Annotated in this window: 15 protein-coding genes; all 15 read right to left on the reverse strand. The window is 69.5% G+C overall.

Features of this window, described 5'->3' with window-relative positions:
- Nucleotides 1-29: 29 nt before the first annotated feature.
- Nucleotides 30-1,373 (reverse strand): RsmB/NOP family class I SAM-dependent RNA methyltransferase, encoded by a 1,344-nt coding sequence (locus ACNI3K_RS10990; RefSeq protein ID WP_419391939.1) that lies wholly within the window; start codon nucleotides 1,371-1,373, stop codon nucleotides 30-32.
- A complete protein-coding gene (gene fmt, locus ACNI3K_RS10995; protein WP_419391940.1) occupies nucleotides 1,370-2,302 on the reverse strand; it encodes a methionyl-tRNA formyltransferase in 933 nt (310 codons plus the stop codon). The genes ACNI3K_RS10990 and fmt overlap by 4 nt, the downstream gene beginning before the upstream one ends.
- 263 nt (nucleotides 2,303-2,565) lie before the next feature.
- Nucleotides 2,566-4,500: a primosomal protein N' family DNA-binding protein gene (locus tag ACNI3K_RS11000; protein WP_419391941.1), complete on the reverse strand. Its 1,935-nt coding sequence runs from the start codon at nucleotides 4,498-4,500 to the stop codon at nucleotides 2,566-2,568.
- A gap of 42 nt (nucleotides 4,501-4,542) precedes the next feature.
- Entirely contained in the window at nucleotides 4,543-5,712 is a 1,170-nt protein-coding gene (metK, locus tag ACNI3K_RS11005; RefSeq protein WP_419391942.1) for a methionine adenosyltransferase, read from the reverse strand.
- The gene (locus ACNI3K_RS11010) at nucleotides 5,709-7,205 is read right to left on the reverse strand and encodes an HNH endonuclease signature motif containing protein (protein ID WP_419391943.1); all 1,497 of its coding nucleotides are present in this window, start codon (nucleotides 7,203-7,205) and stop codon (nucleotides 5,709-5,711) included. The genes metK and ACNI3K_RS11010 overlap by 4 nt, the downstream gene beginning before the upstream one ends.
- A gap of 65 nt (nucleotides 7,206-7,270) precedes the next feature.
- Complete coding sequence (coaBC, locus tag ACNI3K_RS11015) at nucleotides 7,271-8,503, reverse strand: bifunctional phosphopantothenoylcysteine decarboxylase/phosphopantothenate--cysteine ligase CoaBC (protein ID WP_419391944.1); 1,233 nt, start codon at nucleotides 8,501-8,503, stop codon at nucleotides 7,271-7,273.
- 26 nt (nucleotides 8,504-8,529) lie between these two features.
- Nucleotides 8,530-8,802, reverse strand: a complete 273-nt coding sequence (gene rpoZ, locus ACNI3K_RS11020) for a DNA-directed RNA polymerase subunit omega (protein WP_419391945.1) — start codon at nucleotides 8,800-8,802, stop codon at nucleotides 8,530-8,532.
- Between the two features lie 70 nt (nucleotides 8,803-8,872).
- Complete coding sequence (gene gmk, locus ACNI3K_RS11025) at nucleotides 8,873-9,427, reverse strand: guanylate kinase (RefSeq protein WP_419391946.1); 555 nt, start codon at nucleotides 9,425-9,427, stop codon at nucleotides 8,873-8,875.
- A complete protein-coding gene (gene mihF, locus ACNI3K_RS11030) occupies nucleotides 9,424-9,738 on the reverse strand; it encodes an integration host factor, actinobacterial type (protein ID WP_419391947.1) in 315 nt (104 codons plus the stop codon). The genes gmk and mihF overlap by 4 nt, the downstream gene beginning before the upstream one ends.
- A gap of 25 nt (nucleotides 9,739-9,763) precedes the next feature.
- Nucleotides 9,764-10,606 (reverse strand): orotidine-5'-phosphate decarboxylase, encoded by an 843-nt coding sequence (gene pyrF, locus ACNI3K_RS11035; protein ID WP_419391948.1) that lies wholly within the window; start codon nucleotides 10,604-10,606, stop codon nucleotides 9,764-9,766.
- Nucleotides 10,607-10,653: 47 nt separating this feature from the next.
- Nucleotides 10,654-13,983, reverse strand: coding sequence for a carbamoyl-phosphate synthase large subunit (gene carB / locus ACNI3K_RS11040; protein ID WP_419391949.1), 3,330 nt, complete (start codon nucleotides 13,981-13,983; stop codon nucleotides 10,654-10,656).
- Between the two features lie 2 nt (nucleotides 13,984-13,985).
- On the reverse strand, nucleotides 13,986-15,131 hold the full coding sequence (carA, locus tag ACNI3K_RS11045) for a glutamine-hydrolyzing carbamoyl-phosphate synthase small subunit (RefSeq protein ID WP_419391950.1): 1,146 nt from the start codon (nucleotides 15,129-15,131) through the stop codon (nucleotides 13,986-13,988).
- Complete coding sequence (locus tag ACNI3K_RS11050; RefSeq protein ID WP_419391951.1) at nucleotides 15,128-16,468, reverse strand: dihydroorotase; 1,341 nt, start codon at nucleotides 16,466-16,468, stop codon at nucleotides 15,128-15,130. The genes carA and ACNI3K_RS11050 overlap by 4 nt, the downstream gene beginning before the upstream one ends.
- Nucleotides 16,465-17,427 (reverse strand): aspartate carbamoyltransferase catalytic subunit, encoded by a 963-nt coding sequence (locus ACNI3K_RS11055; protein WP_419391952.1) that lies wholly within the window; start codon nucleotides 17,425-17,427, stop codon nucleotides 16,465-16,467. The genes ACNI3K_RS11050 and ACNI3K_RS11055 overlap by 4 nt, the downstream gene beginning before the upstream one ends.
- Nucleotides 17,424-17,990, reverse strand: a complete 567-nt coding sequence (gene pyrR / locus ACNI3K_RS11060; RefSeq protein WP_419391953.1) for a bifunctional pyr operon transcriptional regulator/uracil phosphoribosyltransferase PyrR — start codon at nucleotides 17,988-17,990, stop codon at nucleotides 17,424-17,426. The genes ACNI3K_RS11055 and pyrR overlap by 4 nt, the downstream gene beginning before the upstream one ends.
- Nucleotides 17,991-18,016: the final 26 nt, after the last annotated feature.

Raw genomic sequence — 18,016 nt, forward strand, 5'->3', positions numbered from 1 at the left:
CGGTGCGGTCGGCGGTTCGGGTGGCGCCCTCACGCCGGGCGCTCGAGCAACGCCACGAACATCGCGTCCGTGCCATGGGCGTGAGGCCACATCTGGACGTGTGGCCCGGCCCCCCAGTCGGTCACGGCGGTGCCGGTCAGGGACGCGACGGCCTCGCGTGCATCGATCTGCCGAAGCGCGGAATCCGCGACCACCTCGCGGGTCTCGGAGAGTACCGGCGAGCAGGTGATGTACGCGAGGACTCCGCCGGGGGCCAGGAGCCGCTCGGCGCTCGCGAGCAGCTCGCGCTGCAGAGTCGCGAGCTCGGTCAGGTCCTCGGGGCTGCGGCGCCAACGCGACTCGGGGCGGCGCCTCAGGGCGCCGATTCCCGAGCAAGGGGCATCGAGCACGATGCGCTGGTAGGCACCCGCCTCTCCCCACTCGCGGGCGTCGCCCACGTGCACGCTGACCGCGCGCCCGGGCACAGCGCGGACGGACCTTCGTACGAGTTCGGCTCGATGGGGGTGCAGCTCGAGCGCGTCCAGGTGGCTCCCGGCCTCGGCGGCGATCGCGCCTAGGAGCGCAGCCTTGCCACCGGGACCGGCGCACAGGTCGAGCCAGCGCTCTCCGGCTGCGAGGTCGCGGGCCGCGACGAGCGCGCCGGCGGCCACCTGGCTGCCCTCGTCCTGCACCGCGGCGCGGCCGTCGGCGACCGCCTCCACGTCGCCAGGTCGCCCCGACGGCAATCCGACGGCCCACGGCGACAGGAGGCCCGGCTCGCCGCCGGTCTCGCTGGCCAGGTCGTCGCGGTCCGCCAGCCCTGGTCGGGCGGCGAGCGTGACGCGCGCGGCGGTGTTGTCGGCCTCGAGCAGCGCGTCGATCTCGCCAGCGCGGCCGTCCGCGGCGAGAGACCGCTCGAGCTCCGCGACCACCCACTCGGGGTGCGAGTACCGCACCGCCCTGGACGAGCGCGAGGTGCCGGGCGCGACCACGGCCACCCAGGCATCGGCCGTCTTCTCAGTGACGCGGCGCATGATGGCGTTCGCAAATTTCGCTGCGCCCTGGCCGCGCTCGCGGCGCACTGTGTCGACGGTCTCGGAGACTGCAGCGTGAGGAGGGACGCGCATGGCGAGCACCTGGTGCGCCCCGATCCACAACGCTGCCCTCACCTCGGGGTCGAGGGACTCGGGATCGCGCTTCGAAGCCTTGCCAATGATCGCGTCATACAGCCCCCGCATGCGCAGGGCACCGTAGGCCAGCTCGGTCGCGAAGGCGGCGTCGCGGCCGTCGAGACGGGCTTGATCGATCAGCCCGGGCATCACCAGGTTCGCGTAGGCATCGTCGTCGGTGACCGCCATCACGCAGCGGTACGCAACGTCGCGCGCGGCGCTCATGCGTCACCCAGCAGGGCGGGCTCGGTCAGCCTTGCGCCCCGCCACCAGGCTGCGGCGTCGACCTGCCCCTTGCCGGCGGGCTGCACCCAGCTCAGGGCGACGGGGTGACCGCCCGTACCGACCGTCACCGCGCCGTCGTGGGCAGCGATCTGGCCGGGCACCGTCGCCGACAGATCAGTGCGCGCGCGGACGGGCCCGAGCTTCATGGTCGAGCCGTCGGGCAGCGTGGTCCACGCGCCCGGTGCGGGAGTGCAGCCACGGATCTGGCGGTCCACCACATGAGCGGGTCGATCCCAGCGCACGTAGGCATCGTCCCGGCTCAGCTTGGCGGCGTGGCTCACCCCGTCCTCGGCCTGCGCGATGGGGGCGGCGTCGCCGGCGCCGAGCGCCTCGATCGCCTGGACCAGCAGGGGCGCCCCGGCGTGAGCCAGGCGTTCCAACAGGCTGCCCGTGGTGTCGTTGGCGCGGATGCGCTCCGACATGGTGCCGATCACGGGGCCCGTGTCCATGCCCGCATCGAGGAGGAAGGCGCTCGCGCCGGTGATCTCGTCGCCCGCCATGATGGAGCGCTGGACGGGGGCAGCGCCGCGCCACGCGGGCAGCAGGGAGAAGTGCAGGTTGACCCACCCAAGCCGGGTCGCTGCCAACAAGTCGGGGCGCAGAATCTGGCCATACGCGACCACGGCGGCAGCATCGGCGTCCAGTTCCGCGACCCGCGCGATGAATTCTGGGTCGGAGGCACGCTGGGGAGTGAGCACGGTCCAGCCCTGCTCCTCGGCGTAGGCCTTGACCGGGGAGGGGTGGAGGTCGCGGCCGCGCTTGCCGCGGGCGTCCGGCTGGGTGATGACGGCGACGATCTCATGCCGCTCGGCGAGGGCCGCGAGGCTGGGCACGGCGATGTCGGGGGTTCCGGCGAAGAGCAGACGCATGCATCCATCGTAGGGCGGCGCACTCGGCTCGCCTGCGACTGCCCAGAGCCCTCGTGGGGTCCGCGCGGCAGCTCGAGCGGACCAGATCGGCGCGGGCGCCGGTTGCCGTTGGCCCAGCCCAGCCGGGGCGCAGGCGGACGGGCTCGAGCAGGCCAACTCACCAGGCCGACTCACCAGGCCGACTCACCAGGCCGACTCACCAGGCCACCTCAGCGCGGCAGCTCGAGTGGGCTGGCTCAGCGCGAAGGCTGAAGCACACCTTCTCAGCGCGGCAGCTCGAGTGGCCCGTCGACCCGCACGCGGAGCTCGCGCTTGACCTTCGACGCCTCCCGCTGAACCTCACGGACGGCGTCGACCACATCCTGACCGCGTGACCGGGGCACGAGTACCCCGGCGCCATCGGGCATGTCGATGACCGTGGTGGCCCCCGAGAAGTCGTCGACGGCGCCGGCCCGCAGCAGCGCCTCGTCCACGAGGTCGCGCTCCCCCTGCAAGGTGACGTATCGCCTGTGCGGCGGCAGCCCGAGGGCGCTGCGCTCGCGGTACTCGTCGAGGGCCGCCTGCGCGGGCGACCACGTGGACAGCGCGCGGCTCACCGCGGGCGGGATGTCTCCCACGATCGTCACGGCACCCGCCTGGTGACGGCTCCGCACGAGTGCCGCGGCACCCAGCCACCAACGGATCGCCTTGAGCTCGCCGCCGAGGCCGGTACCAGCAGGCACACCGGCGTCGGTCACGACGAGGTGCCGGTAGCCGCCGTCCACGGCGGGGATGGCGCCGGGGGTCGCGAGCACCACACCCTCGGTCACCGTGTGGTCGTCCACCACTCCGGCCGATGCGGTCGAGACGGTGAGCGGTACCTCACCCAGCATGCGGGCGAGTTGCTCCGCGATGCGGTCGGCGCCCTGACGCACATGCTTGAGCGCCGAGCCCTGGCATTCGGGGCAGTGCCAGTCGGTCTGGGGGTGCGCGTGATCCAGGCAGACGGGCTCCGCGTCGTGGCTCGGCAGCCCGAGGAGCGAGCCGCACTCGCGGCATTCGGCCCAATGCTCGCACCGGGCGCAGGCGGCGGCACGGACGTAGCCCGCGCGGGGCACGACGATCGCGACGGGGCCCTCGGCGACGGCCTTCCGTACGGCGCGCCAGACGCTGCCTGGCATCCAGTGCCAGCCGGCGCCGCCTTCCGCGTCCCTCCTCTCGGCGGTCAGGACGTCCACGGCGGGCACGCGGGCGCGCACCTCGTCGCGCGAGGGTGCCTCGAGACGCGCCCAGCCGTGCTCCACGAGCGCGACGGAATCAGCGCTCAAGGCGTAGCCGCCCAACACCATGCCGGCGCCGTCCTCCGCGCGCATCGACGCGACGGTGCGGGCGTGGGGATACGGGGCGTGCATGTCCTCCAGGCCACCGTTCGCCTCGTCCCACACGGCGATCACGCCAAGTTTCGGCACGGGTTGCATCGCCACAGGGCGGGTGCCGATGACGATCCGGGCGTGGCCTCTCATGGCGGCGATGTAGCTGCCGAATCTCACGGCCGGGCCGTCGTCGTGGTCGAGGACGGCGACGGTGCCCCCTGAGCGCGCGGTCCAACGCGCAAGTCCCAGGCGCTCGCATTCCGCGAGCAGCGCTGCGACGGCGCGCGCATCGGGCGCGACGACGATGGCGGTGGCTCCCGTCACTGCGGTGGCCGCAGCAGTGGCGATCAGGCGAGCCGAGGCGACCGTCGTGCGAGGCTCGTCGTCGGGAAGCGCCTCCCACACCACGCGCTCCCCCATCACCGCGAGAGGCGCGGCCGTCGCGCGCTTGGCGGCAGCCCCGTACGCGTAGGTGAGCGACTCGGGCGGGTCGGCCCATTCTCGCTTCTCGACGGAGGCGGCCCGCGGCGGCGCCATGAGCCTCAGTACGTCCCACAGCGATCCGCCGTACCGGCGCGCGATCCGCTCGGCCAGGCCCAACGCCGCGGGCGTATAGCTGGGAATCGCGCTCGCGCTGCGGACAGCGCTCAGGTCGCCGCTGAACGAGGACGTGCGCGCGAGCCTGGTGACGACCGCGCTCACGAGCCTGCCCGCGAAAGGCACGCGCACGCGCGAGCCGACCGCGATCACCTCTGCGAGCGACTCGGGTATCGAGTAGTCGAAGGGGCGGTCGAGGTGCGGGAGAGGGCTGTCGAGCCGCACGGAGGCGACCGAGGGGTTCTTCACGCGCACACGTTCACTCACACCACTGTTCATTCACACAGCTGTTCATCGACACAACTCGGCGAGCGCGTGCGCCCTGTCCGTGCGCTCCCACGTGAAGTCTGGGAGCTCGCGGCCGAAGTGGCCGTAGGCGGCAGTCTGACGGTAGATGGGTCGACGCAGGTCGAGCGCGTCGATGATGGCGGTCGGGCGGAGGTCGAAGACCTCCCGGATCGCCTTCACGATGCGCTCGGGCGCGACGGTCTCGGTGCCGAAGGTCTCGACGTATAGGCCCACGGGGCTCGCGGTGCCGATCGCGTAGGCGACCTGCACCTCGCAACGATCCGCAAGGCCAGCAGCGACGACGTTCTTCGCGACCCAGCGCATGGCGTAGGTCGCGGAACGATCGACCTTCGAGGGGTCCTTGCCGGAGAACGCGCCACCACCGTGGCGCGCCATGCCGCCGTACGTGTCCACGATCACTTTGCGGCCCGTGAGGCCGGCGTCGCCCTTGGGACCACCGATCTCGAACTTGCCGGTGGGGTTGATGAGCGAGCGGTGGCCCGTCGCATCGAGCTCGAAGCCGGCCAGCACGGGCGAGATCACTTCGGCCTCGACCGCAGCGCGCAGATCCGTCATGTCCATGCCCTCGGCGTGCTGGGTGGAGACGACGACGGTGTCCACGGTGCGGGCGATGTCGCCGTCGTAGCCGATGGTCACCTGCGCCTTGCCGTCGGGACGCAGGCCCTCGACGAGGTTCTCCCGGCGGACGTGTGCGAGGCGCTGGGTCAGCCGATGCGCGATCGCGATGGGCAGCGGCATGAGCTCGGGGGTATCGCGGCATGCATAGCCGAACATGAGTCCCTGGTCGCCCGCGCCAAGCTCAGCGTTGTCCGAGTCGGTAGCTCTGCCGACGCCCTGCCAGATGTCCGGGCTCTGCTCGCCGATCGACACGGAGATGCCGCACGAGTCACCGTCGAAGCCGGACGATGAGGAGGTGTAGCCGATGCCCGTCACGACCTCGCGGATCGTGCCGGGGATGTCCACGTACGCCTCGGTGGTTACCTCGCCCGCCACGTGCACGAGGCCAGTGGTCACCATGGTCTCCACGGCCACGCGCGAGTACGGGTCCTGGCGGAGCATCTCGTCGAGGATCGCGTCGGAGACCTGGTCACAGATCTTGTCCGGGTGGCCCTCGGTCACGGATTCCGAGGTGAACAGTCGTAGATTCTTCACGCGCTCAACCCTATCGCCGCGAACGACGGGTCATCGGCGCTGCCTCCATGAGCCACCTTCCACGCGGCGTCCTCGCGCACCCACTCGCGAACCATGGCTTCGTCTTCAGGGGTCACGTCCGGCCACCAGTCCTCGGGCGGCGTAATGGGCACGTCGACATCCAGTGCCGCGGACCCGCCGGGGGACGGAGTTCTCCCCGGATCGATGCTCGGCGGTGGGATGAACGACACCGACGACGATGTCGCGACGATCTCCCAGCCCTGATTGTGAATATCGTGATGACACCTCGTGCAGAGCATCACCCCGTTCGATAGGTCCGTCAGGCCGCCGTGCTGCCACCACCGAATGTGATGGGCCTCGCAATGCTCCGGTGGCGCATGACACTTCGCGCACCCACCATCCCGGTGCAGCAACGCGATGCGCTGCTCATCAGTGAAGAACCGCTCCCGCACCCCCTGATCCAAGATCTCACTATCACCACCCAGGACCTGCGGAATGATGCCCGCATCCCCCGACAACCGGCGCAACTGACCCACCGACACAGGCTGCTCGATCCCATCAATACTGCGCAGTCCCTCACCGCGCATCAGATCCGACAACCCCATCCGCACCACGATCGTGGTCCGCACCCCCGACTTCTCCGTCCGCGTGCATCCCAAAGCGTGCCGCGCCAGCTCGAACAACGCATCAGCCCGCATCTGACCCACAGTTCGGGTGTCCGCATCAGGATCATCACTGCGACCCTTGTTGCGCACATCCCGCGTGGTCATCTGCTCCAACACGTTGATGATCGGCGCCGCCGTCACCGCATCCATCTGCCCATGGACCACCACGTTGTCCTCGTGATCCTGCTTCCACCACAGAAACCGCGCCTTGTGGTTCTCACGCTCACGCTGCTCTTGACCGGAACGGTCGGCAGGGGCCACAGCACGAGCGACCATCTTCCGCACCTCATGCGCAGCCATCGACTTCGCTCGCGACACCAGACGCTCCTCAAGCGCCACCAACGCATCCGGCTCGACACGGTCGGCAAGCTTGTTCAACCCACCGACGATCAGGCTCGCGGCATCCACCGACAACTCCCCCGCCACCGACGCGGCGGCGACCACCGGATACTTCGGCTGGGCTCGGGACTGAACCGGCGCACCTGCCGCCGGCGGCTTGGGCGTGAAGGCGTCGCCTGCGGTGATGGCTCGCTTTGCTCCCGCGACCGAGCCGCCACTGACATTCGACAGCAGCGTGGGAGCGTTGCCCTGACCCTCGCGCCGTGCGAGCCCGCCCCCGGGCAGATCTGGCGACGACAACCGCGCGATCTCTCCCGCGCATCGGGCGCCCATCGCACCGACGAGACGCTCCAAGGTGGCTACCGCAGCATTGAGCTCAAGAAGTTGATCCTTCGACTGCCCCGCCACAGGACGAGCCGCGAGCCCGCGCACCACCGCGCTCACCCGCTCCACGTCCGCTGCCTCGAGAACAGCCACCTCATCAGCCATACCTACAGTCAAACACCAGGGTCTGACATGGACCTCACAAGCGAACTAGCAGGGACGACGAAGCATCACGATGAAGAAGAGAGCCGTTCCACCACAGCATCCAGCACCGCGCCAGCGACCGTGAGCTTGGACCCGCTCGCCTCACCCACGGGCGTCCCGGAGGAGTCCAGGAGAGTCACGGAATTCTCGACGGTGCCGAACCCGCGACCGTCCCCCACCTCGTTCACCACCAGCAGGTCCGCACCCTTGCGCCGGGCCTTGGCCGCGCCGTGCTCGAGCACCGAGCCGGCATCGTCGCCGGTCTCGGCGGCAAAGCCCACCACGACCTGCCCGGGCGGACGCGATGCGACGAGTTCGGCCAGCACATCGGGAGTCTGCACCAGCTCGAGCGTGAGCCCGGCGGAGCCGTCCTTCTTCAGCTTGGTTGCGGAGGTCGATGTCGGACGGAAGTCCGCGACCGCTGCTGCCATCACCACTGCGTCGGCCGTCGGGGCGAGCTCGGCTACCACGCGCGCCAATTCCTCAGCGGTCGAGACGTCCACTCGCGAGATCCCCTCGCCCAACGGGAGCGTCACGTTGGCGGCAATCACCGTGACCGTAGCCCCACGCTCGCGTGCGGCCTCTGCGATTGCGAAGCCCTGCAGGCCCGACGAGTGATTGCCGAGGTAGCGCACTGCATCGATAGGTTCGCGCGTGCCCCCGGCGGTCACGACCACCCGGCGCCCCACGAGGTCGCCCCACGGCAAGGACGCATCAGTCAGCGACAGCCCCTCGCCGCGAGCGACCGAGTACAGCGCCGACACGAGGTCGTCAGGCTCGGGCAGCCGCCCCGGTCCGGAGTCCGGCCCAGTCAGCCGTCCCACAGCCGGCTCGATGACGTGCACCCCGCGCGACCGCAGCAGAGCGACATTGGCCCGCGTCGCGGGGTCGTTCCACATCTCGGTGTGCATGGCGGGCGCGACCACAACGGGCGCCTCCGTCGCGAGCAGCGCATTTCCCAGCAAGTCGCGGGCCGCACCGGCGGCCATCTGCGAGAGGAAGTCGGCGGTCGCAGGTGCGACCAGCACCACGTCGGCGTTCTGTCCCAGGCGCACATGCGCCACCGATGGGACGTCCTCGAACGTCTCGGTGGGCGCCGGGTGTCCCGACAGCGCCTCCCACGTCGCTCTGCCCACGAAGTTGAGCGAAGCGGCGGTGGGTGCCACCCGAACCGAGTGGCCGTCCTCAACCAGGCGACGCAGCACGAGCGCGACCTTGTAGGCCGCGATCCCGCCGGTCACGCCCAGGAGGACGCGCATCGGTGTGCTGCTACTCGCCCGGAGAGTTACTCGGTGGCTTCGCTGCGGCCGAGCTCCAGCAGCGTGCCGGCGTTGATCTCGCGCAGCGCCACGGAGAGCGGCTTGTCCGTCGAATCGGCCTCGACGAGCGGGCCCACGTTCTCGAAGTGGCCCTCGCCCAGTGCCTCGTAGTAGGCGTTGATCTGACGAGCGCGCTTGGAGCTGTAGATCACCAGGGCGTACTTGGAGTCCACCTTCTCGAGCAGCTCGTCGATGGGCGGGTTGGTGATGCCCTCGGGCTGTGCCACAGTTCCGGCCACGATCACTCCAAAATATTGATTAACGGGAAAGTCCGGAATCGAGTCTACCGTGCATGCGTGCCGACGGGGCTCAGCCCGCGGCTAGCACCAGCGCCTCGAGCTGGGTTACGGCGATGTCGAGGTCGTCGTTAATGATGATGACGTCGAACTCCTTGGACGCCGCCATCTCGATCTTGGCCGTCAGCAGTCGTCGCTCACGCTCCAGGTCGTCCTCGGTGCCGCGGCCGACGAGCCGGCGCACCAACTCCTCCATCGACGGCGGCTCGATGAAGACGTAGAGAGCCTCCGGCATCGCACGGCGGACCTGCCGCGCGCCCTGCAGGTCGATCTCGAGCAGCGACGGAACGTCCGCCGCCAGGTGCTCCTCCACCGGGCCGCGCGGTGTCCCGTACCGATGCTTGCCGTGCACGGTCGCCCACTCCAGCAGGTCTCCGCGCTCGATCATGCCCGAGAACTCGGTCTCGGACACGAAGTGGTAGTGCTCACCGTCGACCTCGCCCGGCCGGGCGGGCCGGGTGGTTGCGGAGACGGAGACCCAGATGTCGGGGCTCCGCTCCCGCAACGCCCGCACCAGCGTGCCCTTGCCGACGGCAGTGGGGCCCGCCAGCACGACGAGTCGTGTCACCGATGCTCGCGTTCGACGAGGGCGTCGATCTGGTGTGTGCCGAGACCACGGATGCGGCGGGCCTGCGATATCCCGATGTCCTCCATGGCCGTCTCCGCGCGCTTGGGCCCGATGCCCGGGAGGCACTGGAGCAGATCCCGCACCCTGATTCCGGCAAGGGCCTCGTCGGCCTTCGCGCGGTCGATGGCCTCCTGGAGAGTCATCTCTCCACGGGCCAGTTCCTCCTTGAAGACGCGCCGTGCGCTGCGCACTGCGGTTGCCTTCACGAGGGCCGCCGCACGCTGCTCTTCTGATAGTTCAGGTGTTGCCACGACCACTCCTTCCTCGCGCTCAGGCTCACGCCCTCAACGCGTCATGGGCTGCTCCGGCGGCTGCCTGGATGGCGCCGCGCAGCTTCTGTTCGAAGGGGCCCGCCGAGAGGACCCCTCTGGATTGATTGACGAGTACCAGCGGTGACGCGTTCCCGAAGGTTTCCGCGACATTTGCAAGTCCCGCACCCTGTGCGCCCACCCCGGGCGCCAGAATCGGGCCATTCAGCCCATCGAGGTCGATGCCGAGCTCCGACATCGCCGAACCCACCGTCGCACCGACGACGAGCCCCACATCTCCCATGGGCTCCGCGCCCACGTTGCGCACAGCGGCCTCGCGCACCATCGCCCCGGCGACCGACTCGCCGTCGACTGCGCGCGCGTGCTGGACGGAGGCGCCCTCGGGATTCGAGGTCAGCGCCAGCACGAAGATTCCTTTGCCGTGTTCCGCGGCGAGGGACAGCGCGGGCTCAAGCGCCCCGAAGCCCAGGTAAGGCGAAACCGTCAGCGCGTCGCACTCGAGGGGCGCGCCGAGACGGAGAAAAGCGTCCGCGTAGCCCTGCATCGTCGAGCCGATGTCGCCCCGCTTGGCGTCCACGATGGTGAGCAACTGGTGCTCGCGAGCGGCCGAGAGCACGTCCTCGAGCGCGGCGATGCCACGCGCTCCGTGGCGTTCGAAGAAGGCGATGTTCGGCTTCACGGCGGCCGCGGTGCCTGCGGCGGCCTCCACCACGGTCCGTCCGAATGCGGCCAGGCCCTCGGGAGCATCGTCGAGGCCCCAGGCGTCGAGCAACTCGGGGTGCGGGTCGATTCCCACGCACAGCGGGCCCAGCCGTTCCATCTCGCCGGCGAGCCTGTACCCGAACCGCATGTGATGTTCCTCCCGTACGAACCGCACCTCTACGCCATTTTGCACTTCTAGGCCATGCTACCTGCGATGACGTTTCGCGCACGGTCTCCCGCGGCATCTTGGAGGCTGAGGACGTCGAAGGGTCCCAACCGCAGCGCCTCGATCGCCAGCACCGCCGCGGCGAGCTGCTGCGTGGTGGTGACGATCGCGGCATCGGCTGCGGTCGCAGCGGCGCGGATCTCGTATCCGTCCGCGCGCGCACCCTGGCCCGACGGGGTATTGATGACGAGCGGGACAAGACCCTCGTTGACGAGGTCCACGATTGTGGGCTCGCCGTCAGGACCGCGGCCCTGCGAGTACTTGCGCACCACCGTGGTGGGGATGCCGTGACGCCCCAGCACCTGCGCGGTGCCGGCGGTCGCGAGGATCTCGAAGCCCAGTTGGTGCAGCCGCGCCACTGGGAACACGATCGAGCGCTTGTCCCGGTCCGCGACGGACACGAACGCCTTGCCCTCGGTGGGCAGCCCGCCAAAGGCCGCCGCCTGCGACTTCGCGAAGGCCAGCGGGAATGTGGCGTCGAAGCCCATCACCTCGCCGGTCGAGCGCATCTCGGGGCCCAGCACCGAGTCCACGATCAGGCCGTGGGCGGTACGGAACCGCTTGAACGGCAGCACCGCCTCCTTGACCGCGATCCGCTGCGTCAAGTCGATGTGCGCCGCATCCTTCTCAGGCAGCACGCCGTCCCTCTTCAGTTCCGCGATGGTCGCGCCAGTCATGATCAGGGCGGCGGCCGATGCGAGGGGCACCCCGGTCGCCTTCGCCACGAAGGGCACGGTGCGGCTTGCGCGCGGATTCGCCTCGAGCACGTAGAGCACGTTCGAGACGAGCGCGTACTGAACGTTCATGAGCCCGTGCACACCGATGCCGCGGGCCAGCGCCTCCGTCGAGCGTCGAATGCGGTCGAGCTCGTCGAGCGACAGCGTCACCGGTGGCAGCACGCACGCGGAGTCTCCCGAGTGGATCCCGGCCTCCTCGATGTGCTCCATCACGCCGCCGAGGTAGAGCTCCTCGCCGTCGAACAGTGCATCGACGTCGATCTCGATCGCATCGTCAAGGAACTTGTCGATGAGCAGCGGCGCGTCGCTGGCGTGGTCTCCCACGTCCGCCATGCGGGTGCCGTAGTCCTCCAGCTGAGCGCGGTCGAAGACGATCTCCATGCCGCGCCCGCCCAGCACATACGACGGGCGTGCGAGCACCGGATAGCCGATCCGCTCGGCGATCTCGATGGCCTGCTCGATGCCGTGCGCCGTGCCGTAGGCAGGCGCGGGGAGCTGGGCCGCGTCGAGCACGCGGCCAAAGGCCGAGCGGTCCTCCGCATTGTCGATGGCCTCGGGTGACGTTCCGAGAATGGGCACGCCCGCATCGGCCAGGCGCTGCGCGAGGCTGAGCGGGGTCTGCCCGCCCAGCTGGACGATCATGCCCTTGATGGGGCCGGCCGCCTTCTCCGCCTCGTACACGGCCATCACGTCCTCGAACGTGAGCGGCTCGAAGTACAGCCGGTTTGCGGTGTCGTAGTCCGTCGAGACCGTCTCCGGGTTGCAGTTGACCATCACCGTCTCGTACTCGCCCTTGAGGCTCAGCGCTGCGTGCACGCATGAGTAGTCGAACTCGATGCCCTGGCCGATCCGGTTGGGGCCCGACCCCAGGATGATCACGGCCTCGCGCTCGCGCGGTGACACCTCGTCCTCGGAGTCGTAGGAGCTGTAGTGATACGGCGTGCGCGCCTCGAACTCGGCGGCGCACGTGTCCACGGTTTTGAACACGGGCTGCACACCCAGCTCGGCCCGCGCGGAGAACACGTCCTCCACGGTGAGACCGCGCAACGAGGCGATCTGAGTGTCCGCAAGCCCGTGGCGCTTGGCGTCGCGCAGCACGCCCTCGGTGAGCTCTGGCGCGTGGGCGACCTCGTGGGCGACCTCGTTCATGAGCAGCATCTGGTCCAGGAACCAGCGGTCGATCCGGCAGGCCTGGTAGACCTGCTCCAGGTCGCAGTGGCCGGCACGCACCGCGCGCAGCAGCTGCTGCACCTGGATGAACCGCTTCTCGGTAGGAACACGGATCGCCTCAAGCAGCTCGTCGACCTCGTCTCCCGAGGGGAAGTCGCCGTTCCAGTGGAAGTTCGAGCTCTGCTTGTCGATGGACCGCAGCGCCTTGCCCAGCGCCTCCGTGAAGCTGCGGCCGATGCTCATGGCCTCGCCCACCGACTTCATGGTGGTGGTGAGCACCGGGTCCGCGGCCGGGAACTTCTCGAACGCGAAACGCGGCACCTTCACCACGATGTAGTCGAGGGTCGGCTCGAAGCTCGCGGGGGTCGAGCCGGTGATGTCGTTGGGGATCTCGTCGAGCGTGTAGCCCAGGGCAAGCTTCGCGGCGATCTTGGCGATCGGGAATCCCGTGGCCTTGGAGGCCAGCGCCGAGGACCGCGACACGCGCGGGTTCATCTCGATGACGATGAGCCGGCCGGTCTCGGGCTCAACCGCGAACTGCACGTTGCAGCCGCCCGTGTCGACGCCCACCTCGCGGATGATCGCGATGCCGACGTCGCGCATGTGCTGGTACTCGCGGTCGGTCAGCGTGAGCGCGGGCGCCACCGTGACGGAGTCGCCGGTGTGGACGCCCACGGGGTCCACGTTCTCGATCGAGCACACCACCACGACGTTGTCGTGCTTGTCGCGCATGAGCTCGAGCTCGAACTCCTTCCATCCGAGGATCGACTCCTCGAGGAGCACCTCGGTGGTGGGCGAATAGTGGAGCCCGGCACCGGCGATGCGGCGCAGGTCCTCGGGCGTGTACGCGAAGCCGGAGCCCAGGCCGCCCATGGTGAACGACGGGCGCACCACGACGGGGTAGTTGAGCTCCTCAGCCGCCGCGAGGCACTCGTCCATGGTGTGGCAGATCCGCGACTTCGCGGACTCGGCGCCGCAGCGCTCCACCACTCCCTTGAACAGCTCACGGTTCTCCCCCAGGTTGATCGCCTCGAGGTTGGCGCCGATGAGCTCCACTCCGTACTTATCGAGCACGCCAGCGGCGTGAGCGTCGATCGCCGCATTGAGCGCGGTCTGGCCGCCCAGCGTGGGCAGCAGCGCGTCGGGGCGCTCCTTCTCGATGATCGCCTCGATCACCTCGGTCGTGATGGGCTCCACGTAGGTGGCGTCCGCGAACTCGGGGTCGGTCATGATGGTGGCCGGGTTGGAGTTCAACAGCACCACCCGCACACCCTCCGCCTTGAGGACGCGGCACGCCTGCGTGCCCGAGTAGTCGAACTCGCAGGCCTGACCGATGACGATGGGTCCTGAACCGATGACCAGCACGGAACGGATGTCTTCGCGCTTGGGCATCGCTAGCGCGCTCCCTTCATGACGGAGATGAAACGGTCGAAGAGGTGCGCGGCATCGTGCGGGCCCGCGGCGGCCTCGGGGTGGTACTGCACCGAGAAGGCGGGGATGTCGAGGCACTCGAGGCCCTCGACCACGTTGTCGTTGAGGCACACGTGCGAGACCTTGACCAGCCCGTATCCCGCTGGCGACACGGATTCGCCGTCCAGCGGCGCATCGACCGCGAAGCCGTGGTTGTGCGCCGAGATCTCGACGCGACCGGTGGTGCGGTCCATCACGGGCTGGTTGATGCCGCGGTGGCCGAACGGCAGCTTGTAGGTGCCATAACCGAGCGCGCGGCCCAGGATCTGGTTGCCAAAGCAGATGCCGAAGAACGGCACCTTGGCGTCCAGGACCGTGCGCAACACGCCGACGGCGCGCTCCGCGGCGGCCGGGTCGCCCGGGCCATTCGAGAAGAAGACTCCGTCTGGCTGCTTGGCGAGCACCTGATCCGCGGTCCAGGTGGACGGCACCACGGTGACGCGGATGCCGCGCTGAGCCATCATCTCGGGAGTCATGGCCTTGATGCCCAGGTCCACTGCGACCACGTTCGCGATGGTCTCGACGCCCTCGGGCGGCTCCACCACGTATTCGTCGGGGATGGTGACCTCGTCCGCGAGGTGGGCTCCCGTCATCTGGTCGCCGGCTCGCACGCGCTCCACCAGCTCGGCGATGTCCACGCGAGCACCGCCGGGAGCGAGCGCGTCGCCGGAGAAGATCCCGGCGCGCATCACGCCCTCGCGCAGGATCCGCGTGAGCTGCCGGGTGTCGATGCCGGAGATGCCGACGATTCCCTGCGCCTCGAGGTCGTCGTCGAGAGTGCGCTGGGCGCGCCAGTTGGAGGACATGCGAGAGGGGTCACGCACCACGTAGCCCGCGACCCAGATCTGACGGGACTCGTTGTCCTCGTCGTTCACGCCGGTGTTGCCGATGTGCGGCGCCGTCATCACCACGATCTGGCGGTGGTAGCTCGGGTCCGTCAGCGTCTCCTGGTAGCCGGTCATGCCGGTGTTGAAGACGATCTCGCCCAGGGTCTGGCCAAGAGCGCCGTACGCGGCGCCCTCGAACGTGCGGCCATCCTCGAGGACGAGGATCGCAGGGATGCGGGTCACGCGGGGGCTCCTTCAGTGCTGTTCGATGGCGCGGTGTCGTGCTGGGTCAGTCGTGCATCGAAGTGTGTGGGCGTGCCGCGCAAGAACGTGGCGACGGCGCGGCCGGGCAGCTCGATGCCACCGAACGGGGAGTTGTTGGACCGGCTCGCGGTCGCAGCGGGGTTCACGGTCCATGCGGCCGCGGGATCCACCAACGTGACGTTCGCGGGCTCGCCCGGGGCGAGCGGGCGCCCGTGGGCGTCCTCATCGCGGCCGATGCGCGCTGGGGTTTCGCTCAGCACGCGGGCAACATCGCGCCAGGACAGCGCACCGGTGTCGACCATGGTCTTCTGGACGATACCCAGCGCGGTCTCCAGCCCGATCATGCCCATCGCGGCGGCGCCCCACTCGCAGTCCTTGTCCTCGTCCGGGTGCGGGGCGTGGTCGGTGGCGACGATGTCGATAGTGCCGTCCGCGAGGCCGGCCCGCAGTGCATCCACGTCCTGCTGGGTGCGCAGCGGCGGGTTGACCTTGAAGCGCGGGTCGTAGGAGCGCGCGCTCTCGTCGGTGAGCAGCAGGTGGTGCGGCATGACCTCGGCGGTGACGTCGATGCCGCGGACCTTCGCCCACCGGATGATCTCGACGGAACCCGCGGTCGACAGGTGGCAGATGTGCACGCGCGAGCCCACGTGGCCCGCGAGCAGCACGTCGCGCGCGATGATCGACTCCTCGGCGACCGACGGCCAGCCGGCGAGCCCCAGCTCCGCGGAGACCAGGCCCTCGTTCATCTGTGAACCTTCGGTGAGGCGTGGATCCTGTGCGTGCTGCGCCACCACTCCCCCGAAGGTCTTCACGTACTCGAGGGCGCGGCGCATCAGCAGCGGATCGTGCACGCACTTGCCGTCGTCGGAGAACACCCGCACTCGCGCGCGGCTGTTCGCCATCGCGGCCATCTCGGACAGCTGGGTGCCGCCCAGGCCCACGGTGACGGCCCCCACGGGGTACACGTCCACGAGGCCCACCTCGCGGCCGCGGCTCCACACCTGCTCGACCACTCCGGCGGTGTCCGCCGTGGGGGTGGTGTTCGCCATGGCGTGCACGGCGGTGAAGCCGCCGATGGCCGCCGAGCGCGACCCGGTGGCGATGGTCTCCGCGTCCTCGCGGCCGGGCTCGCGCAGGTGCGTGTGCAGGTCAACCAAACCGGGAAGGGCCACCAGGCCCGAACCGTCGATTCGCACCGCACCAGCGGGCGCATCGGCCGCAGACAATGAGGCGATGACGCCGCCGGCGAGGACCAGGTCCGCGGTGGTGTCGCCATAGAGGGACACGTTCTCGATCACGTGCGCACGAGCAGTCACTGGTGCGCCTCCTCTCCGGCAAGCAGCAGATACAGGGAGGCCATGCGCACGGCGACGCCGTTGCTGACCTGTTCGATGATGACCGATTGGGGCGAGTCTGCAGCCTCCGCGGAGATCTCCAGACCCCGGTTCATCGGTCCCGGGTGCAGCACGATCGCGTGGTCCGGCATGCGCCGCAGCCGGTCCCCATCGAGACCAAAGAGCCTGGTGTACTCCTCGGGGCTCGGGAAGAACCCCGATCCTCCGCCGGTCATTCTCTCACGCTGGACGCGCAGCATCATGATGGCGTCGATCTCGTGGTGGTCCAGCGCATCGTCGAGCGTGTAGTGCACGGAGATGTCTTCACGCTCCGTCATGCCGTAGGGCAACAGCGTGGGCGGGGCGACCACCACGACGTTCGCGCCCAGAGTCTTCAGCAGCGGGATGTTGGAGCCCGCCACGCGGGAGTGCAGGATGTCGCCCACGATCGCCACGGTGAGCCCGTCGAGCGCCTTGCCCGCAGGATCCGGGACGAGGTGGCGGCGCATGGTGAAGGTGTCGAGCAGCGCCTGCGTGGGGTGCTGATGCGTGCCGTCGCCGGCGTTCAAGACGGGGCCGTGCATCCATCCCGAGTGCGCGAGCCGCTCCGCAGCGCCGGACGCCCAATGCCGGATCACCACAGCATCGGCCCCCATGGCCTGCAGAGTCAGCGCGGTGTCCTTGAGCGACTCGCCCTTGGACAGGCTCGAGCCCTTGGCGGAGAAGTTGATGACGTCCGCGCTGAGGCGCTTGGCGGCGGCCTCGAAGCTGATGCGCGTGCGCGTGGAGTCCTCGAAGAACAGGTTGACCACCGTCTTGCCGCGCAGCGTGGGGAGCTTGCGCATCTCGCGCTCCTGCGTCGCGGCCATCTGGGCGGAGGTGTCGAGGATCTGAATGGCCTCCTCGCGGGACATGGAGCCGGTGCCGAGCAGGTGCCTCACGCGGTCTCCCCCGCTCCCGTGCGGCTCGATCCGGAGATCAGCACCTCGTCGGTCTCGTCGATCTCGCTGAGGTGGACGTGCACGCGCTCGGACTTGGACGTCGGCAGGTTCTTGCCCACGAAGTCGGCGCGGATCGGGAGTTCGCGGTGGCCGCGGTCCACCAGCACCGCGAGTTGGACCGCGCGGGGGCGTCCCAGGTCCTTCACGGCGTCCAGGGCAGCGCGGATGGTGCGGCCGGTGTGGAAGACGTCGTCGACCAGCACCACAGTGCGGTCGTCGATCCCCTCGGGCGGGAGCGTGGTCTCGCCGATGGGACGCGTGGGCTGGCGGTGGAGATCGTCCCGATACATGGTGATGTCGAGCGCGCCCGTGCGGGCGGCGGCATCGAACCCAAGCTCCACATCGCCGATGCGCTCGGCGAGCCTGTGCGCGAGCGGCACTCCGCGCGTGGGAATGCCCAGCAACACCAAGGATTCGTGACCCTCGTTACGTTCGAGGATCTCGTGGGCGATGCGCGTGAGGGCCCGGCCGATGTCGGGGGCGCCTAGAACGGTCCCAGTCATCTGGCGACCTCCTTCCCCGCCTCTCT

The organism is Demequina ureilytica (assembly GCF_048553575.1).
Classification (GTDB): domain Bacteria; phylum Actinomycetota; class Actinomycetes; order Actinomycetales; family Demequinaceae; genus Demequina.